The 25,560-nt window shown below is 70.0% G+C and carries 18 protein-coding genes; 5 read left to right on the top strand and 13 right to left on the bottom strand.

What is annotated here, in order from left to right:
• The first annotated feature begins 254 nt into the window (after positions 1–254).
• Complete coding sequence (locus tag TU30_RS20640; protein ID WP_370626678.1) at positions 255–938, top strand: NUDIX domain-containing protein; 684 nt, start codon at positions 255–257, stop codon at positions 936–938.
• Positions 939–940: 2 nt separating this feature from the next.
• On the opposite strand, the gene TU30_RS20635 is transcribed toward TU30_RS20640, so the two are convergent.
• The gene (locus TU30_RS20635) at positions 941–1,387 is read right to left on the bottom strand and encodes a hypothetical protein (protein ID WP_052479871.1); all 447 of its coding nucleotides are present in this window, start codon (positions 1,385–1,387) and stop codon (positions 941–943) included.
• 163 nt (positions 1,388–1,550) lie between these two features.
• On the opposite strand from TU30_RS20635, the gene TU30_RS20630 reads away from it, so the two are divergent.
• A complete protein-coding gene (locus TU30_RS20630) occupies positions 1,551–3,722 on the top strand; it encodes an AIPR family protein (RefSeq protein WP_042172072.1) in 2,172 nt (723 codons plus the stop codon).
• Positions 3,723–3,768: 46 nt separating this feature from the next.
• Here the strand turns inward: TU30_RS20630 and TU30_RS20625 are convergent, their stop codons facing one another.
• Positions 3,769–4,116 (bottom strand): ATP-binding protein, encoded by a 348-nt coding sequence (locus TU30_RS20625; protein WP_370626677.1) that lies wholly within the window; start codon positions 4,114–4,116, stop codon positions 3,769–3,771.
• Positions 4,117–4,380: 264 nt separating this feature from the next.
• Between TU30_RS20625 and TU30_RS20620 the strand changes: the two genes are divergently transcribed.
• Both TU30_RS20620 and TU30_RS20615 read left to right on the top strand, forming a co-directional pair.
• Complete coding sequence (locus tag TU30_RS20620) at positions 4,381–5,265, top strand: helix-turn-helix transcriptional regulator (RefSeq protein ID WP_042172070.1); 885 nt, start codon at positions 4,381–4,383, stop codon at positions 5,263–5,265.
• Entirely contained in the window at positions 5,255–5,449 is a 195-nt protein-coding gene (locus TU30_RS20615; RefSeq protein ID WP_042172068.1) for a DUF397 domain-containing protein, read from the top strand. Before TU30_RS20620 ends, TU30_RS20615 begins: the two co-directional genes overlap by 11 nt.
• Positions 5,450–5,495: 46 nt before the next feature.
• Here TU30_RS20615 and TU30_RS20610 read toward each other — a convergent pair whose 3' ends face one another.
• The 6 genes from TU30_RS20610 to lepA all read right to left on the bottom strand — a co-directional run bounded on the left by TU30_RS20610 (position 5,496) and on the right by lepA (position 18,348).
• Positions 5,496–6,992, bottom strand: coding sequence for a class I SAM-dependent DNA methyltransferase (locus TU30_RS20610; protein WP_042172066.1), 1,497 nt, complete (start codon positions 6,990–6,992; stop codon positions 5,496–5,498).
• 143 nt (positions 6,993–7,135) lie between these two features.
• Positions 7,136–8,752, bottom strand: a complete 1,617-nt coding sequence (locus tag TU30_RS20605) for a class I SAM-dependent DNA methyltransferase (RefSeq protein WP_042172064.1) — start codon at positions 8,750–8,752, stop codon at positions 7,136–7,138.
• Positions 8,749–10,236 (bottom strand): restriction endonuclease subunit S, encoded by a 1,488-nt coding sequence (locus TU30_RS34345; protein ID WP_078878399.1) that lies wholly within the window; start codon positions 10,234–10,236, stop codon positions 8,749–8,751. Before TU30_RS34345 ends, TU30_RS20605 begins: the two co-directional genes overlap by 4 nt.
• The gene (locus TU30_RS20590) at positions 10,233–13,916 is read right to left on the bottom strand and encodes a DEAD/DEAH box helicase family protein (protein WP_078878398.1); all 3,684 of its coding nucleotides are present in this window, start codon (positions 13,914–13,916) and stop codon (positions 10,233–10,235) included. The genes TU30_RS34345 and TU30_RS20590 overlap by 4 nt, the downstream gene beginning before the upstream one ends.
• Before the next feature lie 348 nt (positions 13,917–14,264).
• Entirely contained in the window at positions 14,265–16,139 is a 1,875-nt protein-coding gene (locus TU30_RS20585) for a long-chain fatty acid--CoA ligase (RefSeq protein ID WP_042172058.1), read from the bottom strand.
• A gap of 340 nt (positions 16,140–16,479) precedes the next feature.
• Positions 16,480–18,348, bottom strand: a complete 1,869-nt coding sequence (gene lepA / locus TU30_RS20580) for a translation elongation factor 4 (RefSeq protein WP_042172056.1) — start codon at positions 18,346–18,348, stop codon at positions 16,480–16,482.
• A 314-nt stretch (positions 18,349–18,662) separates the two neighbouring features.
• Here lepA and rpsT point away from each other — a divergent pair, with 314 nt between their 5' ends.
• Positions 18,663–18,929, top strand: a complete 267-nt coding sequence (gene rpsT / locus TU30_RS20575; RefSeq protein ID WP_042172054.1) for a 30S ribosomal protein S20 — start codon at positions 18,663–18,665, stop codon at positions 18,927–18,929.
• Between the two features lie 226 nt (positions 18,930–19,155).
• On the opposite strand, the gene holA is transcribed toward rpsT, so the two are convergent.
• The 5 genes from holA to TU30_RS20550 form a co-directional block, all read right to left on the bottom strand.
• Positions 19,156–20,145, bottom strand: a complete 990-nt coding sequence (gene holA, locus TU30_RS20570; protein ID WP_199816878.1) for a DNA polymerase III subunit delta — start codon at positions 20,143–20,145, stop codon at positions 19,156–19,158.
• 96 nt (positions 20,146–20,241) lie between these two features.
• On the bottom strand, positions 20,242–20,490 hold the full coding sequence (locus TU30_RS20565; protein WP_078878410.1) for a hypothetical protein: 249 nt from the start codon (positions 20,488–20,490) through the stop codon (positions 20,242–20,244).
• 30 nt (positions 20,491–20,520) lie between these two features.
• On the bottom strand, positions 20,521–21,498 hold the full coding sequence (locus tag TU30_RS20560) for an arylamine N-acetyltransferase (protein ID WP_234307925.1): 978 nt from the start codon (positions 21,496–21,498) through the stop codon (positions 20,521–20,523).
• Positions 21,499–21,502: 4 nt separating this feature from the next.
• Entirely contained in the window at positions 21,503–24,214 is a 2,712-nt protein-coding gene (locus tag TU30_RS20555) for a ComEC/Rec2 family competence protein (RefSeq protein ID WP_078878397.1), read from the bottom strand.
• Positions 24,211–25,470 carry a ComEA family DNA-binding protein gene (locus TU30_RS20550; RefSeq protein ID WP_042172044.1) on the bottom strand — a complete coding sequence of 420 codons (1,260 nt, stop codon included), beginning with the start codon at positions 25,468–25,470 and terminating at the stop codon, positions 24,211–24,213. Before TU30_RS20550 ends, TU30_RS20555 begins: the two co-directional genes overlap by 4 nt.
• Positions 25,471–25,560: the final 90 nt, after the last annotated feature.

Below are 25,560 nucleotides of genomic sequence, written 5' to 3'. Positions count from 1 at the left end.
CGGAAAGCGGCCCTCTCGGACTGTGGGCAGGCCGGACCAATCTCTCTGGGACAAGAGCCCCGGACTCCGTGGAACTCGGGGTGCCGGTAAGAACTCTGTCACCGGCCACAAACGACGCCGGTTGAGCTCTGGACGCTGCTGAAGGACGAGCAGGCACTCGTGGCGGGCAGGAGTGGGGCGGGTTCTACGATGGGCCGGTGAGCGAGAGACTGCCCCCTGCGGGCGTTGACCTTTTCGACGTTGAACGGCTCCTCTTGACCGAAGCTGCGGAGCCGCCGCTGCCGCCCCAGGACGCCGAGGCCCGGGACCGGGTGTGGAACATGGCGGTCCGGGCCAACCCCGCCCTCTTCGACGGGCCTGTGGTGGCGTGTGGGGGACTGGAATGGGCGGGCTCGCGCGTCCTGCGTCTGTCGTGGGTGCGTGTGACCTACCGGCACTACGCCTTGCGTCGCGTTTCCGGCGCCACTGCGCTGCCCTCGTTGTTCGTGAACGTCGTCCAGCCGACCGATGACGGCCGTGTGCTGGTGGCGAGGATGTCGCCCTCCACGGCCACCCCGGGCCGCTGGCAGCTGCCAGGGGGGTCCGTGGAGCCTCCCCAGGGCGGGGCGGTGCTGGACGAGCCGGCACTGGCCGGCCAGGCCGCGCGGGAACTGGTCGAGGAGTTGGGGACCGGTGCGGCACCCGAGGACCTGAAGCTGTGGGTCGTCACCCGCGGCGAGAACGGCAGTGTCGGCCTGACCTACCTCGCTCCGGCCCTTCCCGAGGCAACGCTGCGCGCGGACTTCACCGCTGCCGCGGCAGCCGAATGCGCCCAGGGCCGCGAACCTGAACTCGACGACATCGCCCTGCTGCGCTCACCGGACGAACTGGCTGTTCTGACCGGTCCGCACGCGGGCTACCTGGAGCCGGTCGTCCGCCGTTTCTCCGGGTGCCGCTGAGGTCAGACGCCAGCGAGGAAGTCACGCCCCCGTTCGTCGAGCTCGGCCACGCACCGCAGGCCACGGGCCCGGAAGCGTGCGAGGTCGCCGCGCATACGGGAGACCGCCTTGCGGGTACGGACGGAGCGGACACCGCCCATGTGGTCGATGGCCCGGTGCCAGGTGGCGCACGCCTGCTCGATGCTGCCGCGCTTGAGGTGCATCTCCGCGCCCGCCACCAGGTCCAGGGCAACGATCCGCGCATAGGTGTCCGCCGGGCGGGCCGTGGCGGCCAGCGCGTACTGCTCGGCGGCGGCCCGGTGGTCTCCCAGGGGCTCGTGGACCTTGGCGGTGCGGGAATACACCGACGCGACCGGTGGACCCCAGGCCATCGCCCAGAACGGCATCTCGTCGCCGGGGGCACTGCGGCAGAGCGTGTGCGCGTTCAGCCCGGGCAGGGCATCGCGCAACCGGTGCCCGCAGGAAATCAAACAGGTCGACCGGTTTTATTTTAGCCCACAAGATACCTTCGCTACCATCAAATCACTTACAGAATAGGCCATTTGGCCGGTTAGCAATCATCTGATGTGGTTAAACTGCCCGGTTGGTCGAGACCTCGATGTTGGGGGATGCATGACGCAGGGCGGGCAGAACATGCCGCTGGAGGTTCAGCACATCAGGAAGGCGTTGCTGAAGGAGTTCGGGGAGACCATCTCCATGGACGACTTCGTGAAGAAGGATCCCAAGGAGCGTGAAACTGCTCTGCTGTCGCGGGCGGTCTCGGCGAAGGCGGCCCGGATCCTCACGGACTGCACATCGGAAGAGGCGGCAGCCGGAGTCATCGACGGCCGCGACGACTTCGGCATCGACTGTGTGGCGTTCTCCGCTTCGGGCTCGGAGATCTACCTCGTCCAGGCCAAGTGGAAGGACAAGGGGACGGCCGGCTTCGACACGGAAGCCGCCCTCAAGCTGGTCCACGGGCTCAAGAAGCTCGACAATCGCGACCTCGACCACTTCAACGAGCGACTGCAACTCCTGTCGGACCGCGTGCACGGTGTCCTCCAGCTTCCCACCTGCAAGGTCAACCTGGTCATTGCCCTCATGGGCGACGGCCGCCTCTCCCAGGAGACCCGCGACATCCTGGACGAGGCCGCCCGGGAATTCGGCGGACTCGGCCGGACCGTCGCGTACCGGGTGGTGAGCCAGGCCGACTTCCACCGGGCCGTCCGGGAAGACCTCGAGCCGCAACCGATCACACTCAAGGCGACCATGAACCGCGAGTGGTACGCCCGCGAGACACCGTTCAAGGCGGTGATCGGCGAGGTCAGCGCCGATCAGCTGGCCCGCTGGTACGGCGGCAAGGGCGAGGGTGAGGGGCACGGAGAACGCCTGTACGACCGTAACGTCCGCCGTTCGCTCGGGCTGACCGGAGTCAACCAGACCATGGTCGACTCGATGCTGGAGGACCCGGAGGGCTTCCTCTACCGTCACAACGGCATCACCGTGCAGTGTGACGAGATTGCCCAGGAGTACCCCTTCAAGCGGGCGGTGGGACAGCCGACCGTCCTCACGCTGACCAACGCCAGCGTCGTCAACGGCGCACAGACGGTGACCTCCGCGTTCCGGGCGTACGAGAAGGACGCGGACGCCAGCGGGGAGGCGTACGTGATGGTGCGCGTCATCTCTCTGGACGGGACACCGGAAGGGTTCGGCCGCTCCATCACCAAGGCCACCAACACGCAGAACCACATGGAGCGCCGGGACTTCATCGCGATCGACCCGGTCCAGGGGGAGATCCAAAAGGACTTCCGCATTTCCCTCGACAAGGAGTACGTCTTCCGTCGCGGCGAGCTGGACCCCGCACCCGAGTCGGGCTGTTCGGTCACGGAGGCGGCCACCGCCCTGGCCTGCATGCACCGCGACTCGTCGCTCGCCGTGCGGGTCAAGGGATCGACCAACGCCCTGTGGAGCGAGGGGCCGAGCGGTGCCTACACGCGTCTCTTCGGGCAGCAGCCGAGCGCTCAGCAGATCTGGCGTGCGGTCCAGGTGTTCCGGGTGGTACGTGACGAGCTGACGACGACGCGGGCGAAGCTCACCGGACGCCCGGCCGCTGTCGTGGACAGTGGTGGGCTCCTGGTGGCCCATCTGGTCTTCCAGCGCATCGGGCGGGAACGGTTCGACGATTCCGACAGCGAGTGGGCAGGCGTACTCGCGGATGTCCCGAACCAGGTGAGCGCCGTACTGGCCTGTCTCATCAGCATGGTCGACCACCTCTTCACCCCCAAGAGCTTCGTCACCAGCACCTTCGCGAACGAGGAGCGCTGTGCGCGCCTGGCCTCGGCGGTGCTGGGCACACTGGACCGCGGCGCCGGGCCCGACTCCCCCATGAACCTGGCTGCGCTGTTGAAGACCGCCGGGCGGACACGACAGCGCAGGCCCCAGACCGTGCGGCTGCTGGTCGACCACGACGCGATCGAGGAGGGTACGCGTCTGGAGTACGCCCCCAGCGCCGTCGAGGAACTCGCCATCGGCGCCTGGCTCAACGCCGACCCCCGGCGTCGCCGCGCGAGTTGGGTGAACGACCGCAAGTCGCCGCTCCTCTGGGAAGCCGACGGCAAGCGCTACTCGCCGACGGGGCTGGTCTCCCAGATGTGGAACGAGGCCGACTGGAAGGAGCAGTGGAGCGCGGTCCAGGGGCCCAAGCAGTGGCGGGTGCCGGGTGAGGGAACGCTGGTCGAGATCGCGGAGCGGCTGTGGCAGCGGATCGCAGCCGCGGAGGCGGCCGAGGACGAGCACCTGTCGTAATCGTCGGGCAGAGGGGCGAGGCAGGCAGTTGAGATCACGCGCCGCCTCATCCCGGCGGACTTGGCAGCTCGGCCCATACGGTCTTTCCCGAGGGCGACCGGGGTACGACGCCCCACCGGGCCGCGAGCGCGCTCACGAGGACCAGTCCACGGCCGTGCTCTCCGTCCGGGCAGGGCTCCGGCGCCGGGAAGGGCAGCCGCTCTCCCCTGCTGTCCGCCACCTCGATCCGGAGGGTGCCGGAGCCGCTCTCCTGGGGCCTGACCAGCGTCATCGTGAGCAGGAAGTCCCTGCCGGGCACGCGGCCGTGGGTGACCGCGTTCGCGGCGAGTTCACCCACCACCAGCTCGGCGGCCTCCAGGTATTCGCCGCCCCTGGCCCACCCCCAGTCCGCCAACTGTTGAGCCGCGAGGAGACAAGCAAGCCGTGCTCCGCATCTGGTCGAGCTGAACTGCTGACGGAAGGGGGCGGGCGCGGGAAGTCGGCGGGGCGGACAGGATCGGTCACGGATTTCGTACTTCATGTGACAGAGCGTGGCCGACTGGTCGTACGCCGACCAGAAGAACCACCGGTACAGCACGCACCTGTACCGCTGCTGACGGTTGCGTGTCCGTTCTGACGGGAGCAACCGGGCGGGGGCAGGTGAGTTGGGGGAAGCGTGATGACATCGGGACCCCGTCAGAACGACACCGAAGGCCGCCCCGAGCCCTCGGAGGACGCGGACGGCCTCATCGACCTGAACCGGGCTGTCGGCAGACAGGTCAAACTCCTGCGGGAGCGCGCCGGCCTGACCCAAAAGGAGTTGGGCGACCGGCTGGGGTACGGCGAGGACCAGGTCTCGTCCCTGGAACGGGGCCGCAGAACGCCTCAGCCCGAGTTCCTCGACGCGGCGGACGACCTGCTCGATGCGGGCGGACTCCTGAAGGCGACGAAGGAGGACGTGGCGCGGGCCAAGGCACGTGCACGAGTCCGGCACCCGGCTTGGTTCCGGGACTATGCGCGGCTGGAGGCGGAGGCGGTTGAGGTCAACTTCTACAACAACCATGACGTCCCCGGGCTGTTCCAGACCGAACGGCGAACCCGGGCGCTGTACGAGATGCGGAAGCCCTTACTGACAGAGGAGACCATCGAACAGCGAGTGACCTCAAGGACGGACCGCCAACACATCCTGACCGAATGGCCCCCGCCCATGGTGACTGCCGTGATCGAAGAGGTAGTACTTCGTCGACCGATCGGCGGCCCAGAGGTCCACAAGGAGCAGTTGTCCCGGCTACTCGAACTCGGACGGTTCCGCACAGTCGAGTTGCAGGTGATGCCCACAAACCGATCCGAGCATGCCTGTATGGGCGGTTCTTTCACCTTGCTGACACCAAAGGGAAAGCCTCAGGTGGGGTACACAGAAGTACAGGCTGTCGCACGTCTGGCCACGGACATGGACGAGGTCCGTATTCTGGCCGCACGCTACGGCAGTATCGGGGCCCAGGCACTCACTCCGCGAGAGTCTCTGGCTCTGATCGAGAGGATGCAGACCGACGATGAGTGCTGAGAGCTTCCGACAGCTCGTCTGGCGCAAGAGCAGCTACAGCGGTAACGAGGGGGGCGAGTGCGTGGAGGTCGCGGTCGACACCGTCGTAATCCATGTCCGTGACTCCAAGGACGTGCACCGGCCGCACCTCTCCGTGCGGGCAGACGGTTGGGCCACGTTCGTGGCCTTCGCCGCGGCTGGCTGAGCGAACACGGGGAGGGCTGCTGGGCGCAGTAGCCTCCCACTTCTATCTACGGCAAAGCCTCCGCAACCTCACGGAAGTGCATTGCGGCGGTGTCCAGCAGATCGGCGATCCCGGTGGCGATCTCCTTCGGGGAGCCGAAGTCGTCCACCTCCGGCGCGAGGTTGGCCTTCAGGTCGAAGGTCACGGCCGGGTGGTCCAGCAGCTCGTTCACCGGGTAGCGACGGAAGCGCTCCGACTCGGTGCGTTCGGTGATGTCCCCACCAGGCATACACGCGGCGACGAAGTCGTCGAAGTCGGCCTCCGTGACCGGGTTCCCGGTGTCCGTGCGATGGTTGCCCGTGCGGGCGTCGTAGACCCACAGGTTCTGCGTGACGGGCTGGCCGTTCGGCTTAGGGGTGGACTTGGTGAAGAAGAGGATGTTCGACTTCACTCCCTTGCGGTGGAACATCCCGGTGGGCAGCCGCAGGAGCGTGTGCACGTCGCAGTTCTTCAGCAGCGCGCGCCTTGCGGTGGCTGCCGCGCCTGCGCCGAACAGCACACCGTCGGGCACGAACACCGCAGCCCGCGCCCCTGACCCCAGAGTGACCATGAGGTGCTGGAGGAAGTTGGTGGGGAAGTCTCCGTAGGCAAGGAAGTCGTCGCGCATGGTGGCGTTGGGCACCACGCCGTCGCTTCTGAAGGGCGGGTTGCAGATGGCCACGGTGGGGAGCGTGCTGTCTTCCCGCACCACGGGGACCTTGTGCGTGAGGGTGTCCGCGAGCTTCACCGGCGCGGGGTCAGAGAAAGGGCGGCCCGTGTTGAACAGGATGTTCAGGGTGGCGAGCCGGCACATCTGGGCGTCCAGGTCCGCTCCGGCAATGGCGGCCGGGTCGGTGGACTGCATCTCCTGGTAGGCCGCGATGAGCGTGGAGCCGGTGCCGCAGGCCGGGTCGATGACGATGTCGTCGGGCCCTACGTCGAGGATCTTGACGACAGCGTTCAGGACGGGAAACGGGGTCAGCGTCTGACCGGTGTCGATCTTTCGGTCGATGTCCTCCCGGCAGGCGCGCAGCATGATGGTGAAGGCACGCCCCAGTTCGGTCTGGGGTATGAGCCGCCACTGGTAGTGGTCTATCTGCTCCGTGATCAGCTTGGCGAGTTCGGCCATGCGGCCGAGGTCCCAGGGCTGGGCGTCGCGGAAGACCATGCCGGCGACCCGCCGGTCGGAGCGGCTGGGTGCCTGGTCGTCGAGCTCACGCATGAGATCGGTGAGTCCGCTGTGCAGGGCGTCCCCGCCGAGGTCCGTGAGCTTCGGCCAGGCTCCTTCGGGGGCAACGGACTTGCGGGCGAACCGTCCCGGCCGCTGTGAGCGCTCATGGTCCAGCTTCAGGAAGAGCAGGTAGCCGACGTGCTCCACGAACTGGAGGCGCGTGATGGCACGGGTGCTGGTCTTCTCGTCGTAGAACCTCAGGAGCCGTACGGCAATGTCCTCTCCGGTCCAGAGTCTCTCCGGCGCACCCCCTGCGGCCGTTCCCGTCACGCCGTTGCCGAGCCCGTTGACCATGTTTCACCCAGTCCCTGTGCCTGTCCCGGAACGGCGTGTGGGCCCGTACGCGTGTACGGGCCCACACGCCGTTCCGTCCCGTTTGGCGGAGTGGCCGCCGACGGGACCTCTGGGCCGGGTGGCCAAAGGGGCCGAGAGCCGGACTACCGCTCCTGGTCTGTCTCTTCGGTGGTGCCAGTAGTGGTGCTGTTCGTGGGGTCGCCCTCGACCTGGTCCGTTTCGGGACCGGCGGCCGTGCCCACGGCCTTCTTCAGGGCCTGGGCGACGGCAGTGAACTCGGCGAGAGCGCTTTCCAGTTCATCCACGATCTCCTGAGCGATCACGTCCGGAGGCGCGAGCGGGGCGGAGGAAGCGGAGGCGGACTGAAGCACTGTCAGGTCGAGGTTGACCTTGTCGCGTGCGATCAACTCATCGTACTCATAAGGCTGGAAGCACTCACTGGGCTTCCGGGCCGAGTAGTCCTTGCCTCCGGAGTGGAAGGCGGCGACGAAGTCGTCGAGGTGCTCGCGGCGCAGGGCGCGCTGCTTGAGGGTGAAGCTCTGGTCGGTGCGGAAGTCGTAGACCCAGAGCTGCTTGGTGGCGGGCTTGCCGCCGGGACGGGGCGGGACCTTGTCGAAGAACAGGACGTTCGCCTTGACGCCGTTGGCATAGAAAATGCCGGTGGGCAGCCGCAGCAGCGTGTGGACATTGGTGAGCTCCAGCAGGCGGCGGCGGATCTCCACACCGGCGCCGCCCTCGAACAGGACGTTGTCCGGCAGGACGAGCGCGGCCCGGCCGTTCGTCTTCAGCAGGGTGTAGATGTGCTGGACGAAGTTGAGCTGCTTGTTGGTGGTCTGCGTCCAGAAGTCCTTACGGGCGGTGTAGGCCTCGCCGGTCACCGATCCCACGCCGAAGGGCGGGTTGGCGAGCACGATGTCGTAGAACTTGTGGGGCGACTTCGCAAGGGAGTCCTGGACCGTGATGAGGGGGCGGCCCTCGGAGGTGCCGATGCCGTGCAGAAGCATGTTCATCAGCGCCAGCCGGGCGGTCTCCCGGACCAGTTCGTACCCGGTGATGGCGCCCGTCTGGAGCTTGCGGGCCTGGTCGCCGTAGAGCTCGTCCTCGTAGCGCTCGGCGATGTGGGCGTGCGCGGCGATGAGGAAGCCGCCGGTGCCGCACGCGGGGTCGGTGACCGACTCGCCGGGCTTGGGCTGCACGCAGTCGACCATGGCGTCGATGAGCGGGCGGGGGGTGAAGTACTGGCCGGCTCCGGTCTTGCGGTCCTCGGCACCGCGCTGGAGGAGGCCTTCGTAGGCGTCGCCCTTGAGGTCCTGGTTCTCGCGGGTCCAGGTGTGGGGGTCGATCAGGTCCTTGACAAGCCGGTCCAGGACGGCCGGTTCGTGGATCTTGTTCTGCGCCTTGGTGAAGACCTCGCCGAGCATGGTGCCGCCCTTGCGGCCGAGCTCCCGCAAAATGTGCTCGTAGTGCTCCAAGAGGTCCTCGGCCGACCGGCTGGTGAGGCTGGGCCAGTCCAGGCCCTCGGGGACGAGCGCCTCCTCGGGCTCATTCCTACGAAACCTCGCCGGGCGCTTGGCACGCTCGTCGGCCATCTTCAGGAAGAGGAGGTAGGTCAGCTGCTCGACGTAGTCGAGGGTGGAGACGCCGGAGTGCCGGAGCAGCTCGCAGTACGACCAGAGCCGGTTGACGAGTGTCGAGGTCGTCTCTCCGGCGGACCGGCGGGGAGACGTGGCGCTGTTCACTGGAGCGGGGGTGGTGCTCATGAGGGCAGTTCTTCCTGACCGGGCGGGGTGGAACGGGGCTTGCGTGCGGTGCGCTTACGGGGAGGCTTCGCCTTCTGCTCAGCGCGGATCCGGTCGAGCAGTACTGATGCCGGTTCGTCGGCAGGGTCCTGAGGTACCAGGGCACCGGTGAAGGCCGTGTGGAGGAGGGAGGCGCGGAGGTTCTGGGCTCTCGACAGCGCGCCTTCCGCCATCGCCCGAGCAACCGCCACGCCTTCCAGGTGCATCTCGATCGTTTTCACGAGCTCTTCCTGGATCTCTCGGGGCGGAATCGGCACAGGAAGCAGCTTGATCTTCCGCAGGCTGATCGATGCCAGGTTGACAGACTGAGTGCCGTTGCGGTCACACCAGGCTTTACCGAAGCCGTTTGCATGCCATGCCAAGAGTTTGGGGTGAATTTCTTCGTTGACCACGCGCGCCCGGAACACGTGATTCTGGTGGATGCAGTTGTCGATTTGCCCCTCCCAAACCCAACCACGCCCGAGTTTATCCCTGTCGCCACCTTCATTGAGGAGCACATCGCCATGCTTCAGGCGAAGCACCTCTGCCTTCTCCGGTGGAACACGAATAGTCGTCACCTTGTCCAGCACTATTTCACCGCGCTGAACATTGGCAACGCGCAGATAGGGGACTTCCACATAGTCTGGGTCACCTTGACGCTTACTGTCCTTGGTCACTCCGCCGACTACTGACGCCACCTGCCCCAGTCGTGCCCACTTCCAACCGACGGGAAGATCAGGAATCATCCCGTCGTCGATGTCAGCCTTCACCAATGCAGCGGGAAAGCGTTTGTCCATTTCCAAGCATCCACGAGATCCCAGGCTGGACACCTGCTCGGCCAGCATCACAGCGCTGGAAAGCGCAGTCATTGCCGCTTCCTCGCCTACTTCGAGCCGTGCGATTTGCCGCTCAACCTCGGCAACGATCCGATACTGTTCAGGAATCGGCGGCACAGGAATCTCAAGTGATTCAAGGTAGGGGCGAGGCACACGCCGTTGCCCCACAGCGCCAGACATGTACTGTTCAGCAACCATTCGCACCGAGCGCTGCAGGAGATAGTGCATCAAGTATTCGGGAAGGACAGCCCCCCGACTGCGAAGAACGTGAAATTCGGTGCTACCGAGAGCTCGACCACCAGCCAGCGCCTGCGCCTGCGCAATCTTCCCGTTCTCCATGCACGGCGTAATCTTCGCGAAGAGAACATCGTTCTCCTGGAAGCGAGTCAGGGATTTCCTCTTGAAGTCTCCGTACCGCACCTGCATCGAGGCATCCAGGCGCCCCGTCCCGGCCTCGACCATTGCCATGGGCACCTGAGAGATCAGATCATCGTCTTCGGGCTCCTCGTCGAAGCCGCGAGGATTGACGTCACACAGCTCGGCAACCGTCGCCCGCACCCACCCCGCCGGAAGCTCCCCCGAAGCCCCCTCGGCCCCATCCCCCGCAGCCGCACTCAGCCCCAGCGTCACGCGCCCAGCTCCCTGTCCAGTTCGTCGAGGATTTCTTCCGCCCTCGTCTCGCCGAACTCCGCGAGGAAGCCGTCCGTGCCGTTCCGCTTGATGAACGGGGCGTAGTCGAGGTCGGCGGTGTCGAAGCGTACATGCTTGACCGTGGCGGTGGCGATGTGGTCGAGCCACCAGCGCTCGTTGTCGGTGAAGGTCACACCGGCCTGCTCCTGCCTCGCCAGCCACCCCGCGTACCGCTCCCGTACTGCCTCCCCGTGCGGGCGTGGCCGGTCCGCGCCGTTCTCCGCGCCGCCGTCGAGTTCGTACCGGAGCAGGGCAAGCAGATCGACCGCCGTCCGGGCGCCGGAGCGGTCGGCCGTCACGGCCTCGCCCACCTTCTCGTAGGAACGCCACAGCCGGTCCGCCGTCCAGGCGCGCGGCGGGCGGGCCACGGACCGCGCGAGGTCCTTGAGGCGCCGCAATGCCTCGCGCGGCGGGACCTGCGATCCGGCGGCGAAGGCGAGTGAGAGCGCCGCGATCTCGTCCCGGTGCTCGTCCACGTACACCTTCCAGTCACGGACGGTGTCCCGGGCCGTCGACTCGTCCTCCGCGACCGCGCCGGCGGAAACAAGGGCGTCGCGGCTGGTCTCGTCGTACAGGATGTCCTTCGCGCGGCGCATCTCCAGCAGCCGTTTGCGGAGCGGCGGGTTGGACGCCAGTGGCTGCAGGGCACGGACCACCGCAGCCCTGACGGCCTCGTCCGGGTCGAGCCCGAGCCGTTCCGCGGCTTCCCGGATCTTGGCCTGCTCGTCGACGGCGACGGCCTTGACCATGTTGTGCACGACGGTCTTCAGCGGAACGCCCTCGCTGAGGGTCTCGATCTCCGCCCGTTCCTCGTCCGTCATCTGGAGATCGAGCTTGGCGAGACGCGAGGCCAAAGTGGAGACGCGCGCGTCCTCCACGAGACCCCGCGCGGTGAGACGCAGGAGCTTTTCGAGGTTGAGGTCCTTCTCCGTGTGCTGCTCCAGCGGACCCGCGTCCACCTTCTCCTTGCGGGTCACCCCCACCGCGTCGACGATCACGAAGTGCGTCTTGGGGCCGACGCCCGGCGTGACCCGCTCGAACTCGGTCAGCGACAGGGTTCGGGCGCCCCGGCCCTTCATCTGCTCGAAGTAGGCCCAACTGTTGACGTCCCGCAGGAACAGCAGGCACTCCAGCGGCTTGACATCCGTCCCCGTCGCGATCATGTCGACGGTGACCGCGATGCGCAGTTGCGGCAGGTTACGGAAGGCGGAGAGACGTTCGGCGGGTTTCCTCGCCGCGTGGGTGATCTTCGCGCAGAAGTCGTCACCCTTGCCGAAGACGTCCCGGACGACCTCGACGATCTCCTCGGCGTGGTTGTCGTTCTTGGCGAAGATGAGCGTCTTGGGGACGTACATCTCGCCCCACAGCAGTTCGCCGGTCTGCCGGTCGCGTTTGGCGCGCTCGGGGAAGATCTCGCTGAACAGGCGCTCCCGGAAGGTGCGGATCACCGTGCGCAGCTGATCCTTGCTGATCACGCCGACGCCGACTTCCTTGGCGCCGTAGATGACGTCCTCGTCGAAGTCCTCGTAGCGCTGTCGCCGGGTGCGCCGGTCGCGGACGGGGATGATGCCGCGGGCGATGGCGCCGCCCTCCCCCGTTATCCGGGTGAGGATCTCGTACACCTGGAAGTCGACGTTGACGCCGTCGGCGACCGCCTCCTGGTAGGTGTACTCGCTGACCAGGTTGCCGTTGAAGTAGCCGAAGGTCTGGGCGACGGGTGTCGCGGTCAGGCCGACGATCGGCGCGTCGAAGTACTCCAGGACGGAACGCCACTTGCCGTAGATGGAGCGGTGGCACTCGTCGACGACGATCAGGTCGAAGGACTCCGGCGGGATGTTCGCGTTGTAGCCGACGGAGATGTCCGCGGCCACGTCGTAGGAGTGGTCCTCCTCGCCCTCCGCCGAGTCCGGTCGCGGGGGCACGCTCGCGCCCGTGAGCTCCATGTAGAGGCGCTGCACGGTGGAGACGACGACCTTCGCGGACGGATTCATGCCCTCGGCACCGAGGCGCTGCACGTTGTACAGGTCGGCAAAGGTGCGGTTGGTGTCGGGGGTGACGAAGTTCTCGAACTCGGTCTGCGCCTGGGCGCCCAGGTTGTTGCGGTCCACCAGGAACAGCACACGCTCCGCCTGGGCGTGCTTGAGCATCCGGTAGGCGAACGTGACGGCCGTGTACGTCTTGCCTGCTCCGGTCGCCATCTGCACCAGGGAGCGTGACTGACCAGTGCCCTGCTGACCCTTGCCCAACGCGACGGACTTCTCGACCTCGCGCACCGCCTTGATCTGGGCGGGACGGAGCGGGCGTTCGTCGAGGTCAGGCATCCGGTAGCGCAACCGGGCCCGGTAGGACGGGGCTTGCGGGTCCTGCTCCGCCTGACGGATCCACCGGGCCAGGGTGCGGGGCTGGTGGAAGGAGAAGATGCGCCGGGTGCGGGAATCCGGGTCGAGGGCGTTACGGAACCGGGTCTCACCGCCGTCCGAGACATAGCGGAAGGGGAGGGGTGTGCGCCAGGCGATCAGGCGCTGTTGTGCGTCCGTGGGGTGGTCCGCGTACCGGTCGGCCTGTTCCTGGGCGGCGGTGAGGTCGGCGCCCTCCCGCTTGGCCTCGATCACGCCGACCAGTTTGCGCTCCACGTACAGGGCATAGTCGGCGCGGCCGGTCGCGGTGGTCACCTCACGGACGGCGACGCCACTGCCCCGTCGGTCGCCCTGCACGTACAGGTTGAGGTCGGCGCCCGCGTCCTGGACGCTCCAGCCCGCCTCGGTGAGCATCTCGTCCAGGCGTACGCGCACCTGGGCCTCGGTGAGCGGCTCGCGGGCGGCCTGCTCTGCGTTGTCCAGCAGCCGGGCGCGTTCGGCCACTGCTTCGGATGCGGCAGCCGGGCTGGTGGCCCGTGCGTACAGCAGGCGGTTGTCGTCGGCGGACTGTGTCTGCTGGAGGGCCGCGAGCCGGTCGCGCATGGCCTCGACCTGGCGGGCCAGCTCCTCGCGCTCGGCGGTGGCGGCGGCCAGCTCCTGCTCGGCGGCGGTGCGTGCGGTTTGCTCGGCCTGCGCCTGGCTCGCCTGGCCCGCGTAGCTGAGGCGTGCCTCCTGAAGGGCACGACGCGACTCGGCCACCTGCGCGCGCAGCGCACGGTTCTCGGCGGCCGGCGTGCGGTCCGGGTCCGGCGGGACGAAGGTCCGCTGGTCCCGGGAGGCGGTGAGCAGCCGGTAGTACCAGACGCCCAGGCGGTGGCAGGTCCGCAGCGCCCGGAACGCGTCGTCGGGGTCGTCGTAGCCGTCGTGACTGGCCTTGTTGCCCAGCACTCGGACCTCGTGAAAGGCGTTTTTCACGTTGCCGTGCAGGTAGCCCTCTCGGTCCAGAGCCGCCAGCCGCTCGATCTGCTTGCTGCCCGCGTACTGGACCCGGCCCCGGAGAACGAGGTCAGCGGCGAGGGCCTCGCCGAACTGGCGGGACTTGATGAGCGAGGTGTTCGGGTCGGTGAAGACGTAGGCCTCGGCCGCAGTGCCGTAGGCGACGAGCAGCGCCAGATGGTCGTACAGGAATCCGAAGTTGCGGGAATTCCGGGCGAGTTCGGCAAGTCCGGGATCCGGCGTCCGTGCCGCGCCATCTGCACTCATCGGGTGAGTACGCTCTCTCTGATAGCTGTCCGCCCCGAGTCCGTGGTCCGGTTCGTCGAGGGCTCCTGAGGATCTTTGAGCCTAGCGGCCGTCGGCCCGTCAGGCCACGCCTTTACGCACGGGCTTCCTCTGTCACTGCCTTCGCCGGCAGTCCATATGAACCCCTGCGTCCCCCGGAATCCCGTGCCCACGGCCCACCCTGGCGTGCACCTGGCCGCAGTGAGCGGGGAGGCACGGACAGAGGACAACGACGGGGGACCGGGAGACGGCGAGGGGGTGGAGTCCCGGACCCGGCCAGTCGGCCGGGTCCGGGACTCCACCCCCGTCCCGCGCGTCAGACTGTGCCGGTCACGCCTCCCGGGCGCCCGCGTACATCTCGTCGATCAGGTGCTTGTACTGGCGCTCCACCACCGGGCGCTTCAGCTTCAGGCTCGGGGTGATCTCGCCGTGCTCGATGTCGAGGTCGCGGGGCAGGATGCGGAACTTCTTGATGGTCTGCCAGCGCTGGAGGCCCTCGTTGAGCTGCTCGACGTAGCCGCCGACCATCTCGACCGTGGCGGGCGCGGCGACGATCTCCGCGTACGGCTTGCCCTCCAGGCCGTTCTCCTGCGCCCAGGCCGCGAGGGCCGCCTCGTCGAGGGCGATGAGGGCGGTGCAGTAGTTCCGGTCGGCGCCGTGCACCAGGATGTTGGAGACGTACGGGCACACCGCCTTGAACTGGCCCTCGACCTCGGCGGGCGCGATGTACTTGCCGCTGGAGGTCTTGATGAGGTCCTTCTTGCGGTCGGTGATCCGCAGGTAGCCGTCGGGCGACAGCTCGCCGATGTCACCGGTGTGGAACCAGCCGTCGGACTCCAGGACCTCGGCGGTCTTCTCGGGCAGCCCGTGGTAGCCCTCCATGACGCCGGGGCCGCGCAGCAGGATCTCGCCGTCGTCGGCGACGCGCACCTCGGTGCCGGGCAGCGGCTTGCCGACGGTGCCGGTGCGGTAGGCCTCGCCGGGGTTGACGAAGGAGGCCGCGGAGGACTCGGTGAGTCCGTAGCCCTCCAGGATGTGGATCCCGGCGCCGGCGAAGAAGTAGCCGATGTCGGGCGCGAGGGCCGCCGAACCGGAGACGCAGGCGCGCAGGTTGCCGCCGAACGCGTCGCGGATCTTGGCGTAGACCAGCTTGTCGGCGACCTTGTGCTTGGCGGTGAGGCCGAAGGGGGCGCCGGCGGTGCCGGTGCGGCGGAAGTTGTCCTGGGTGACCTTGGCGTACTCGCGGGCCACGCCCGCGGCCCACTGGAAGATCTTGTACTTGGCACCGCCGCCGGCCCGCGCCTTGGCGGCGACCCCGTTGTAGACCTTCTCGAAGATGCGCGGGACGGCCGCCATGTAGGTCGGCCGCACCACCGGCAGGTTCTCGATGATCTTGTCGACGCGGCCGTCGACGGCGGTGACGTGACCGACCTCGATCTGGCCCGAGGTGAGGACCTTGCCGAAGACGTGCGCGAGCGGCAGCCACAGGTACTGCACGTCGTCCGGGTGGACGAGGCCCGTCGCGGCGATCGCCTTCGCCATGTACGCCCAGTTGTCGTGCGGCAGGCGGACGCCCTTGGGGCGGCCGGTGGTGCCCGAGGTGTAGATGAGGGTGGCCAGCTGGTCCTTGGTGATCGCGGCGACCCGCTCCTTGACCAGCCCGGCGTCCTTCTCCAGCCGGGCCGTGCCGCGGCGCTCCAGCTCGGCGAGGCTGATCACCCAGTCGTCCGTCTCGACGCCGGCCGCGTCGATGACCACGACGTGGCCGAGGTGGGGCAGCTCGGCGCGCTTCGCCGCGACCTTGTCGACCTGCTCGGCGTTCTCCGCGATCAGCACCCGACTGTCGGAGTCCGACAGGATGTACGCGGACTCCTCGATGTTCGTCTGCGGGTAGACCGTGGTGGTGGCGGCGCCCGCGCACATGATGCCGAGGTCGGCGAGGACCCATTCGACCCGGGTGGCGGACGCGAGGGCCACCCGCTCCTCCGGGTTCACGCCCAGCTCGATCAGGCCGGCCGCGATGGCGTTCACCCGTTCGGCGGCCTGGGCCCAGGTGAGGGACTTCCAGTCGTCGGGGCCCTCGCCCGAGGCGGACGGGACGGGACAGCGGTACGCCTCGGCGTCCGGTGTGGCGGCGACACGCTCCAGGAAGAGGGTCGCCACGCTCGGCGGCCGGTTCTCGATCAAAGTCTGTGTGTCGCTCAAGACATCCTCCGGGACCCGCGACGGTGCGGCTGGCTCAGATGCGGCTGGTGTACGGCTGACATGCGGGTGGTGTTCGGCCGGTTACGCTGTCGTACCCTTGTTTAACTCGCGAGTAACCGCCGGGCAGGGACAGAGTAGAGGCCCACCGGCGGCTGCGTAAGGGGCCACGGCCTGTCACTTCGTACAGATAATCCCCTGACGGGCGGACGACGAACCCGCCGGGGAACCGCTGCGGAACCGGCGCGGACGCGCCGAGGCCCGTCGTACGCGCGCACGACGGGCCTCGCTCCGCTCCGGGTCTTCGGCGGGCTCTCCCCCGGCAGCCTCCGGTGACCCGCGGTTACTTCCTGGCCTTGCCCGACCCCGCGTTGTCGTCGCTGGAGAGGACGGCGATGAAGGCCTCCTGCGGGACCTCCACGGAGCCCACCATCTTCATCCGCTTCTTGCCCTCCTTCTGCTTCTCCAGCAGCTTGCGCTTGCGCGAGATGTCACCGCCGTAGCACTTGGCGAGGACGTCCTTGCGGATGGCGCGGATGGTCTCGCGGGCGATCACCCGGGAGCCGATGGCGGCCTGCACCGGCACCTCGAAGGCCTGCCGCGGGATCAGCTCCTTGAGCCTGGCGACGAGCCGCACGCCGTAGGCGTACGCCTGGTCCTTGTGGGTGATCGCGGAGAACGCGTCCACCTTGTCGCCGTGCAGCAGGATGTCGACCTTCACCAGGCTGGAGGTCTGCTCGCCGGTGGGCTCGTAGTCGAGGGAGGCGTAGCCGCGGGTCTTGGACTTCAGCTGGTCGAAGAAGTCGAAGACGATCTCGGCGAGCGGGAGGGTGTAGCGGATCTCCACCCGGTCCTCGGAGAGGTAGTCCATACCGAGCAGGACACCGCGCCGGGTCTGGCACAGCTCCATGATCGAGCCGATGAACTCGCTGGGCGCCAGGAGGGTGGCGCGCACGACCGGCTCGTACACCTCGGCGATCTTCCCCTCGGGGAACTCGCTCGGGTTGGTGACGATGTGCTCGGTGCCGTCCTCCATGTCCACGCGGTAGACGACGTTCGGCGCGGTGGCGATCAGGTCGAGCCCGAACTCGCGCTCGAGGCGCTCGCGGATCACGTCGAGGTGCAACAGGCCGAGGAAGCCGACGCGGAAGCCGAAGCCGAGGGCGGCGGAGGTCTCCGGCTCGTAGACCAGGGCGGCGTCGTTGAGCTGGAGCTTGTCCAGCGCCTCGCGCAGCTCGGGGTAGTCGGATCCGTCCAGCGGGTACAGGCCCGAGAACACCATGGGCTTGGGGTCCTTGTAGCCGCCGAGCGCCTCCTCGGCCCCCTTGTGCTGGCTGGTGACGGTGTCACCGACCTTCGACTGGCGGACGTCCTTCACACCGGTGATGAGGTAGCCCACCTCGCCGACGCCGAGGCCGTCGGCGGACAGCATCTCCGGCGAGTTGGTGCCGATCTCCAGCAGCTCGTGCGTCGCGCCCGTGGACATCATCCGGATGCGCTCGCGCTTGTTGAGCTGGCCGTCGATGACCCTGACGTACGTCACGACACCGCGGTAGGAGTCGTACACCGAGTCGAAGATCATCGCGCGGGCCGGGGCGTCCTTGACGCCGACCGGGGCGGGGACGTCGGCGACCACCCTGTCCAGCAGCGCCTCGACACCGAGACCGGTCTTCGCGGACACCTTCAGCACGTCGTCGGGCTCGCAGCCGACCAGGTTGGCGAGCTCCTCGGCGAACTTCTCGGGCTGCGCGGCCGGCAGGTCGATCTTGTTGAGCACCGGGATGATCGTGAGGTCGTTCTCCATCGCCAGGTACAGGTTGGCGAGGGTCTGGGCCTCGATGCCCTGCGCGGCGTCCACCAGGAGGACCGTGCCCTCGCAGGCGGCGAGCGACCGCGACACCTCGTAGGTGAAGTCGACGTGCCCCGGCGTGTCGATCATGTTGAGGATGCGCGTGCTGCCCTTGTCGTCCGTGGGCGCCCACGGCAGCCTCACCGCCTGGGACTTGATCGTGATGCCGCGTTCACGCTCGATGTCCATGCGGTCGAGGTACTGGGCGCGCATCTGCCGCTGATCGACCACACCGGTCAGCTGGAGCATCCGGTCGGCGAGCGTGGACTTGCCGTGGTCGATGTGCGCGATGATGCAGAAGTTGCGGATCAGAGCCGGGTCGGTACGGCTCGGCTCGGGCACGTGGCTGGGGGTCGCGGGCACGCAGGGTCCTGATTCTTGAGGCGTCCGCAGTGTCTGCGGTCTCGGGTCGGATCGGATCGATACGTAGCTTCCATGGTCCCACGGGCGGGGGGCGTGGTGCCCCGGGTGGGGACCGGAGGTCCGGCAGGGGCCGGGCCGGGGCCTGCACCAGGGCCTGTACCGGCGCCCGGCCGGGGCGGGTTTGGGCCGCCCGTCGGGCCGCTGGTACCGTGGGGGGCTGTGTCTCTGTGCCCTCCGGGCGCGGGGCACGTCTCAAGAAATTCACCGGTACGGGACCCGTGCGGCCCCGTACCAGAACCTGTAGAGGCTCATTCGTGGCGAACATCAAGTCCCAGATCAAGCGGAACAAGACCAACGAGAAGGCCCGGCTGCGCAACAAGGCCGTCAAGTCCTCCCTGAAGACCGCGATCCGCAAGGCTCGCGAGGCCGCCGCCGCGGGCGACGCCGAGAAGGCCACCGAGTACCAGCGCGCTGCCGCGCGTCAGCTCGACAAGGCCGTCTCCAAGGGCGTCATCCACAAGAACCAGGCCGCCAACAAGAAGTCGGCGCTGGCTCTGAAGGTCGCGTCCCTCAAGGGCTGAACCACTCGCTGATCTGACCGGATCTGATCCGACCGCCGGAAGGACCCGGGCGGGCCCTCTCTCTCCGCCCCCGACCGGCACCCCGAGCCTGTACGCGGCCTGCGTTCGCCACGCGGGTACGGGCTCCGAGCGTCACCGAGGACCCCGCTCCACCGCCCTTCCCCGGGCGGTGGAGCGGGGTCCTCGGCTTGTCACGGTGCGGGACGTCCGAAGACGACGGCGGGATCTACGCCCTGCCCCTCGACCTGGCCGCGCGTGCGACGGTGACGACCGCCTTCTCCAGGGCGTACCCCGGGTCCTCCCCGCCGCCCTTGACGCCGGCGTCCGCCTCGGCCACCGCCCGCAGGGCGACGGACACGCCGTCGGGGGTCCAGCCCCGCATCTGCTGGCGCACCCGGTCGATCTTCCACGGCGGCATGCCCAGCTCCCGCGCCAGGTCGGCCGGTCTGCCGCCGCGCGCCGACGACAGCTTCCCGATCGCCCGTACGCCCTGGGCCAGCGCGCTCGTGATCAGCACCGGCGCCACCCCCGTCGACAGCGACCAGCGCAACGCCTCCAGCGCCTCCGCCGCCCGGCCCTCGACCGCGCGGTCGGCGACCGTGAAGCTCGACGCCTCGGCCCGCCCGGTGTAGTACCGGCCGACAACCGCCTCGTCGATCGTGCCCTCGATGTCCGCCGCCAGCTGGGACACCGCCGCCGCCAGCTCCCGCAGGTCGCTGCCGATGGCGTCGACCAGCGCCTGGCACGCCTCCGGTGTGGCCGATCTCCCGGTGGCCCGGAACTCGCTCCGTACGAAGGCCAGCCGGTCCGCCGGCTTCGTCATCTTCGGGCAGGCCACCTCCCGCGCCCCGGCCTTGCGCGCCGCGTCGAGCAGGCCCTTGCCCTTGGCGCCGCCCGCGTGCAGCAGGACGAGCGTGATCTCCTCGGCGGGCGTCCCGAGATACGCCTTCACGTCCTTGACGGTGTCGGCCGACAGGTCCTGCGCGTTGCGTACGACCACGACCTTGCGCTCGGCGAAGAGCGAGGGACTGGTCAGCTCGGCGAGGGTGCCGGGCTGGAGCTGGTCCGGGGTGAGGTCGCGCACGTCCGTGTCGGCGTCGGAGGCCTTCGCGGCGGCCACCACCTCCTGCACGGCGCGGTCGAGCAGGAGGTCCTCCTGGCCCACGGCGAGCGTCACCGGGGCGAGAGGGTCGTCTTGAGCTGTCTTCCTGGCCATCGCGACAAGCATCGCACGCACCACTGACGGCGGTGGTTCCTCACGTCACGGTGCCGCCCCCGTCCCACAACGCCGGCCCGGCCTCACGGTGCCGGCTCAGGGTTCTTCCCGCCAGCCCTCCCACTCCGCCGCGAACTCGTCCAGTGCGCCGGGGTCCAGCCGTCGCCTCTCGTCGCGCAGGACGACGAGCCACTGGGCGTCCTCCGCGTCGTCTTCGCCGGCCAGGGCGTCCCGTACGAGCCGCGGCTCCTCGTCGTCGACGCCGAAGCGCTCGCCGAGCTCCTCCGCCACCGCTTCCGCGGCCTCGCGGTCGGGCAGCACCAGCACATGTCTCACATCGCTCACGTCGGCCATTAAAAACCCAGCCGGCTGCGATCAGCCGCCCCGGTGGGGTTTTCTCACCGCCGGCACCTGGGCGAGGCGGATCCCGAACCGGTCCTGGTAGAACGCGAGCACCTCCTCGTCCGTCTCCAACTCCCGCTCCTCACGCGTGCCGTTCGCCGCCGTCGCGGTGACCCGGCGGCCGCTGAGCGTGATCCTCCCCCCGTCCCCGGTGGCCCGTGAGCAGACGAGTGACCGGGTGAAATGCGACTGCGGCGAGGTGCTGTGCCACCACGCCCCGGCCACGAAGTCGCCGAGCGCCCTCGGGCGCCGCTCCAGCCGGTACACCGGCCTCCCGTCCCGCAGCACGTCCAGGTCCGCGACCGGGGCGGGGTCATGACCTCCGCGCGCCCCGGCCGCGTCCGGCGCCGCCTCGACGATCCGGAACGTACCCCCGGGGTCCTCCTGCTCCCCCCGCTCCCCGAACGCCTGCGGCAGCAGGAAGTGCGACCCGAACCCGACATCGGCGAGCAGGTCGCCGCCGTCCTGGGTCCGTACCCGCAGGGCGAGATGGTCGTACGGGATGCCGAGCCGTCCTCCGTCGCCGTACACCCGCGCGGCGAGCAGGGTGACCTCGTACCCGAGGGCGGTGAGCAAGGTGCCGAAGACTCCGTTGAGTTCGTAGCAGAAGCCGCCCCGGCGGCCGCTCACCACCTTGTCCAGCAGTCGTCCCCCGTCGAGCACGATCTCCTCACCGAGGTGGACCGAGAGGTTCTCGAAGGGCACGGTCCGCAGGTGGCGCAGGTGCAGTTCGCGCAGCGCGTCGGCGGTGGGCCGGGCCGGTCGCCCGAGGCCCAGCCGCCGCAGATAGGCGTCGACCGCCGTCGCGTCCGGACCGGCGCCGGTGCCCGCTCGCGTGCCCGCGTCCGGGCGCGCTCCCTCGCCCGCTCCCTTGTCCGTGTCCACGTCCGTGCCCACATCCGTGTGGTCGTGCGTGTGCTCGTGCATGTCGTCGTGCGCGGCTTCCCTCATGCCCTCAGTGTCGCGCCACCCGCAGTTCTCCGTCCCCGGCCTCCCCACCGAGCACGGCGATCGACCCGCCCCGGTCCGTCCGCAGCACCGCGCTACCGGCCTCCCGCAGCGCGGCGAGCGTGCTCGGGGCCGGATGCCCGTACGAGTTGTCGCGCCCCGCGGAGATCAGCGCCAGCCGGGGCGCCGACCGGCGTACGAGGCCCGGATCCTGGTACGCCGAACCGTGGTGGGCGACCTTGAGGACGTCGACGTCCGCCAGCCGCCCCGCCGTGGGCGACCTCGCCAGGGCCCGCTGGGCCGGCGGTTCCATGTCCCCGAGCAGCAGCAGGCGCAGCCCGGCCGTCCGGACGAGCATGGCCACACTGGCGTCGTTCGGCCCCTCCGGGGCCGGGGCCGGGGCCGGGGCCGGCCAAGTGCCGGCCGTGTGACCGGTGTTCGGCGGTGGCCACACCACCTCCCAGGACAGCTCCCCCGTGCGCCGCCGCTCCCCCGCGGTGGCCCGCGTCACCGGCAGGTGCCGGTCCGCCGCGAGTCTCCGGACGAACCGGGCCTGGTCGGCGGGTTCCTCCAGTCCCGTGGCCGCGATGCCGCCCACCGACCGTCCGCGCAGGACGCCGGGCAGGCCCGCCACGTGGTCGGCGTGGAAGTGGGTCAGCACGACCAGCGGGATCCGGGTGACACCGAGGGAGCGCAGACAGCGGTCCACCAGGGCCGGGTCCGGACCGGCGTCCACGACCACCCCGGTGTCCTCGCCCGCCGCCAGCACCATCGCGTCGCCCTGTCCCACGTCGCACATCACCATCCGCCAGTCCGGTGGCGGCCAGCCCGTGACCGCACGGGTCAGCGGTGGCGGCTGCACCACCAGCAGCACCAGGAGCAGGGCGCAGGCCCCGCACCACCAGGGGTGCCGCAGCAGTCTCCGGCCGACCGGCAGGAGTGCCAGGGTGAGCGCCCCGAGCAGCGCCGCCCCGGTCCAGCCGCCCGGCCAGTCGACCCCGGCGCCGGGCAGCGCCGCCCCCGTCCGGGCGATCTGCGCGATCCACTCCACGGGCCAGCTCGCGCACCAGGCGAGCGTCTTCGCCACCGGCAGCGCCGGCAGGGCGGTGGCCAGGGCCAGGAAGCCCAGCACGGTGGCCGGCGCGAGCGCGAACTCGGCGAGGAGGTTGCACGGCACCGCCACCAGGCTCACCCGCGCCGACAGCACGACGACCACCGGCGCGCACACCGCCTGCGCGGCGCCCGCCGCGGCCAGCGCCTCCGCGAGCCGTGGGGGCGTCCCGCGCCGTCGCAGCCCGGCGCTCCAGCGCGGCGCGAGCGTGAGCAGGGCGCCGGTGGCCAGCACGGAGAGCAGGAAGCCGTAACTGCGGGCCAGCCACGGGTCGTAGAGCACCAGCAGCAGGACGGCGGTCGCCAGTGCCGGGATCAGGGACCTGCGGCGGCCGGTGGCGAGCGCGAGCAGGGCGACGGATCCGCAGGCGGCGGCCCGCAGCACGCTCGGATCGGGCCGGCACACGACGACGAAGGCGAGCGAGACCGCCCCGCCGAGCAGCGCGGTCGTGCGCAGCGAGAGGCCGAGGCGGGACGCGAGACCGCGGCGTTCGGCGTACTGCGCCAGCCCCGGCGGGCCGAGGAGCAGGGCGAGGAGGATCGTGAAGTTCGCACCGGACACCGCCAAGGTGTGCGTCAGGTCGGTCTCTTCGAACGCCTCTTCCAGTTCCGGGGTGACGCGGGAGGTGTCGCCCACGACCAGCCCCGGCAGCAGGGCTCGCGCGTCCGCCGACAGGCCGTCGGTCGCCGCCCGCAGACCGGCGCGCAGCCGTCCGGCCAGCCGTTGCGGCGCCGACGGCTCCTCCACCGTCTGCGGCCCGGTCCCGTCGTCCCTGACCCGCAGCACGGCCGCGAACCGGTCACCGCCCGCCGTCGCCGGAGCGAGCCGGCCCTCGACCCGCAGCCGGGTGGACGGCAGCAGCCCGAGCCACGGCGCGTGCTCCCGCGCACCCCCCGCCCGCGCCTGTCCGTCGCCCTGCGGGCCCGGCCGGGCCGAACGCGTGTCGACCGTCATCAGCACCGGGACCCGGGTCACGGCCGCCGCACCGCCCCCCTCCGGTTCCACCCGCCGCACGTCTCCCTCGATGAGCACGGCTGTCGGAGCCGTGTGGCCGGCGCCGGCCCGGGGCCGGGTGAGCCGGGGATCGGCGGTGACCTCGACCTCGGCCGTGACCGGGGCGTACTCCCGCGCCAGCTCCGGCACCGGGCCCCGCCGCAGATCGGCACCGTGCAGGCCCGCCGCTCCGGCGGCAGCGGCGACGCAGAGCAGCACCGCGGCTCCGGACACCCGCGACCGCCCCTGTCCGCGTGGGTGTCCGGGTCCCGCACGTGCCTGCCCCGCAGGTTCCCCCGCACGCGCCTGCCCCGCAGGCCGGGGCTCCGCCCGGCGGTTTCGCGGCGGCAGAAGGACCGCGGCCAGGAGCAGGGAGGCGATCACCGTGCCCGTGACCAGGCCGGGCGGGGCGTGCAGCATCACCGCCGCCGTGGCCCAGGCCGCCAGCGCGGGTGGTACGAGCCGCAGGTCGGCCGGCCCCTCCTGCCGGGGACGGGACACCCCGAGCCGCTTTCCCGAGGCGGCGTGCACGGACAGCCGGGCGGGCGGGTCCGTGGAAACGGGGTGTGCCGTATCCGTCCGCCCAGGGTCCGTCGGGTCCGTCGGGCTGCTCATGGCCGTACGAGATTTCGCAGGTCCGCGAAGCGGCGGTCGCCGATGCCGTTCACTTCCCGCAGTTCGTCCACCGAGCGGAAGCCGCCGTTGCGGGTGCGGTAGTCGAGGATGTGCCGGGCCAGTACGGGGCCGACCCCCGGGAGGCTGTCCAGTTGCTCCAGCGTCGCGGTGCTGAGGGACACGGGTGTCGTGGGCCCGGCCCCCGGTGCCGCTCCGGCCGGACCGCCCGCCGCCGGTGCCGCACCGGCCCCCGCCGCCGGCGCGGGGCCGCCGACGATCACCTGCTCCCCGTCCACGAGGAACCGGGCCCGGTTGAGCCCGTCGGTCCTGGTCCCGGGCCGTACTCCGCCCGCCGCCCGCAGCGCGTCCGCGACCCGTGAGCCGGCCGGGAGACGGTGGACGCCCGGGTCACGGACCTTTCCGCCGACGTCGACCACGATCTCGGGCAGCGCCGTGCCCGCCGCACCCGCGCCCGCAGTGCCCGTGCCGGACCCCGCACTCGTGCCGGCTGTCCCGCCGACGGCCCCCGTCGAGGCGACCGGCGTGCTTCCCGCTCCGTCCCCGGCCTCGGGCACGGCCGCTCCCACCACCTCCGGGGCCCGCACGGGCTGGGTCCGTCCGGTCCAGAAGTGCTGCGCGGCGAACCCCACCGCCAGCACGAGCACCACCGACAGCGCGACCACGCTCCGCCGCTCCAGCCCGCACCGCGTCCGCACCCACAACGGCAACCGCTCCCGCAGCGCGAGCGCCGTGCCCCCGACCGGCCGGCGCTCCCCCGGCGTCACCGGGTCAGGGGCCGGGTCCGGGCCCGGGGCCGGGGCGGCCGGCCCGGGGACCTCCTCCCGCGTCCCCACCTCCCCGACGTCCACATCGCCCCGGGCTGCGACCGGGCTCCTCCCGGACCGCGCCACCGGCTCGTCCTCACCACCCACGGCCCAGCTCGGCACACGCCGGGCCCGCCCGGCGCCTCCGGCGCCCCGGGTGCCTCGCCCGGATCCCTCCCCGAACAGCACCTCCGCCCGACGCCGGAGCTCCTCCGCCGAGGCGTCCCGGTCCCGGCCGCCGCGGAGCCGGTGCCCCCGCCGGGCCTCCCGCCCACCGGACCTCGGTCCCGGCCCCGTACCCCTTGCGGTACCGGCAGTGGCCGGCCGGCGGTGCCGGGCACGTCCGTCGGACGCGGGTGCGCGACCCGGGCCGCTGGTCGCCCCGGCCGAACGTGAAGGTGACGGCGGATGTGAACGTGATCGAAGTGCCATGCCAGGAGGATCGGGCACGGTGCCGCATGCGCGACGATCTTGCCCGATTCCCGTGGATCACTTCCCGGTTGTGGACAACTCCGTCACCTG

The organism is Streptomyces sp. NBRC 110035, from assembly GCF_000829695.1.
Taxonomy (GTDB): Bacteria; Actinomycetota; Actinomycetes; order Streptomycetales; family Streptomycetaceae; genus Streptomyces.
Note: the sequence above shows the minus strand (reverse complement) of the source record. Positions and strands in the feature narration are given on the sequence as shown.

What these genes read in the sequence shown, in the direction of transcription:
- TU30_RS20630 (WP_042172072.1), top strand. Translation starts at nt 1,551, where the DNA reads ATGACGCAGGGCGGGCAGAACATGCCGCTGGAGGTTCAGCACATCAGG.
- TU30_RS20620 (WP_042172070.1), top strand. Translation starts at nt 4,381, where the DNA reads ATGACATCGGGACCCCGTCAGAACGACACCGAAGGCCGCCCCGAGCCC.
- TU30_RS20615 (WP_042172068.1), top strand. Translation starts at nt 5,255, where the DNA reads ATGAGTGCTGAGAGCTTCCGACAGCTCGTCTGGCGCAAGAGCAGCTAC.
- TU30_RS20610 (WP_042172066.1), bottom strand. Translation starts at nt 6,992, where the DNA reads ATGGTCAACGGGCTCGGCAACGGCGTGACGGGAACGGCCGCAGGGGGT.
- TU30_RS20605 (WP_042172064.1), bottom strand. Translation starts at nt 8,752, where the DNA reads ATGAGCACCACCCCCGCTCCAGTGAACAGCGCCACGTCTCCCCGCCGG.
- TU30_RS20590 (WP_078878398.1), bottom strand. Translation starts at nt 13,916, where the DNA reads ATGAGTGCAGATGGCGCGGCACGGACGCCGGATCCCGGACTTGCCGAA.
- holA (WP_199816878.1), bottom strand. Translation starts at nt 20,145, where the DNA reads ATGGCCAGGAAGACAGCTCAAGACGACCCTCTCGCCCCGGTGACGCTC.
- TU30_RS20560 (WP_234307925.1), bottom strand. Translation starts at nt 21,498, where the DNA reads ATGAGGGAAGCCGCGCACGACGACATGCACGAGCACACGCACGACCAC.
- TU30_RS20555 (WP_078878397.1), bottom strand. Translation starts at nt 24,214, where the DNA reads ATGAGCAGCCCGACGGACCCGACGGACCCTGGGCGGACGGATACGGCA.
- TU30_RS20550 (WP_042172044.1), bottom strand. Translation starts at nt 25,470, where the DNA reads ATGGCACTTCGATCACGTTCACATCCGCCGTCACCTTCACGTTCGGCC.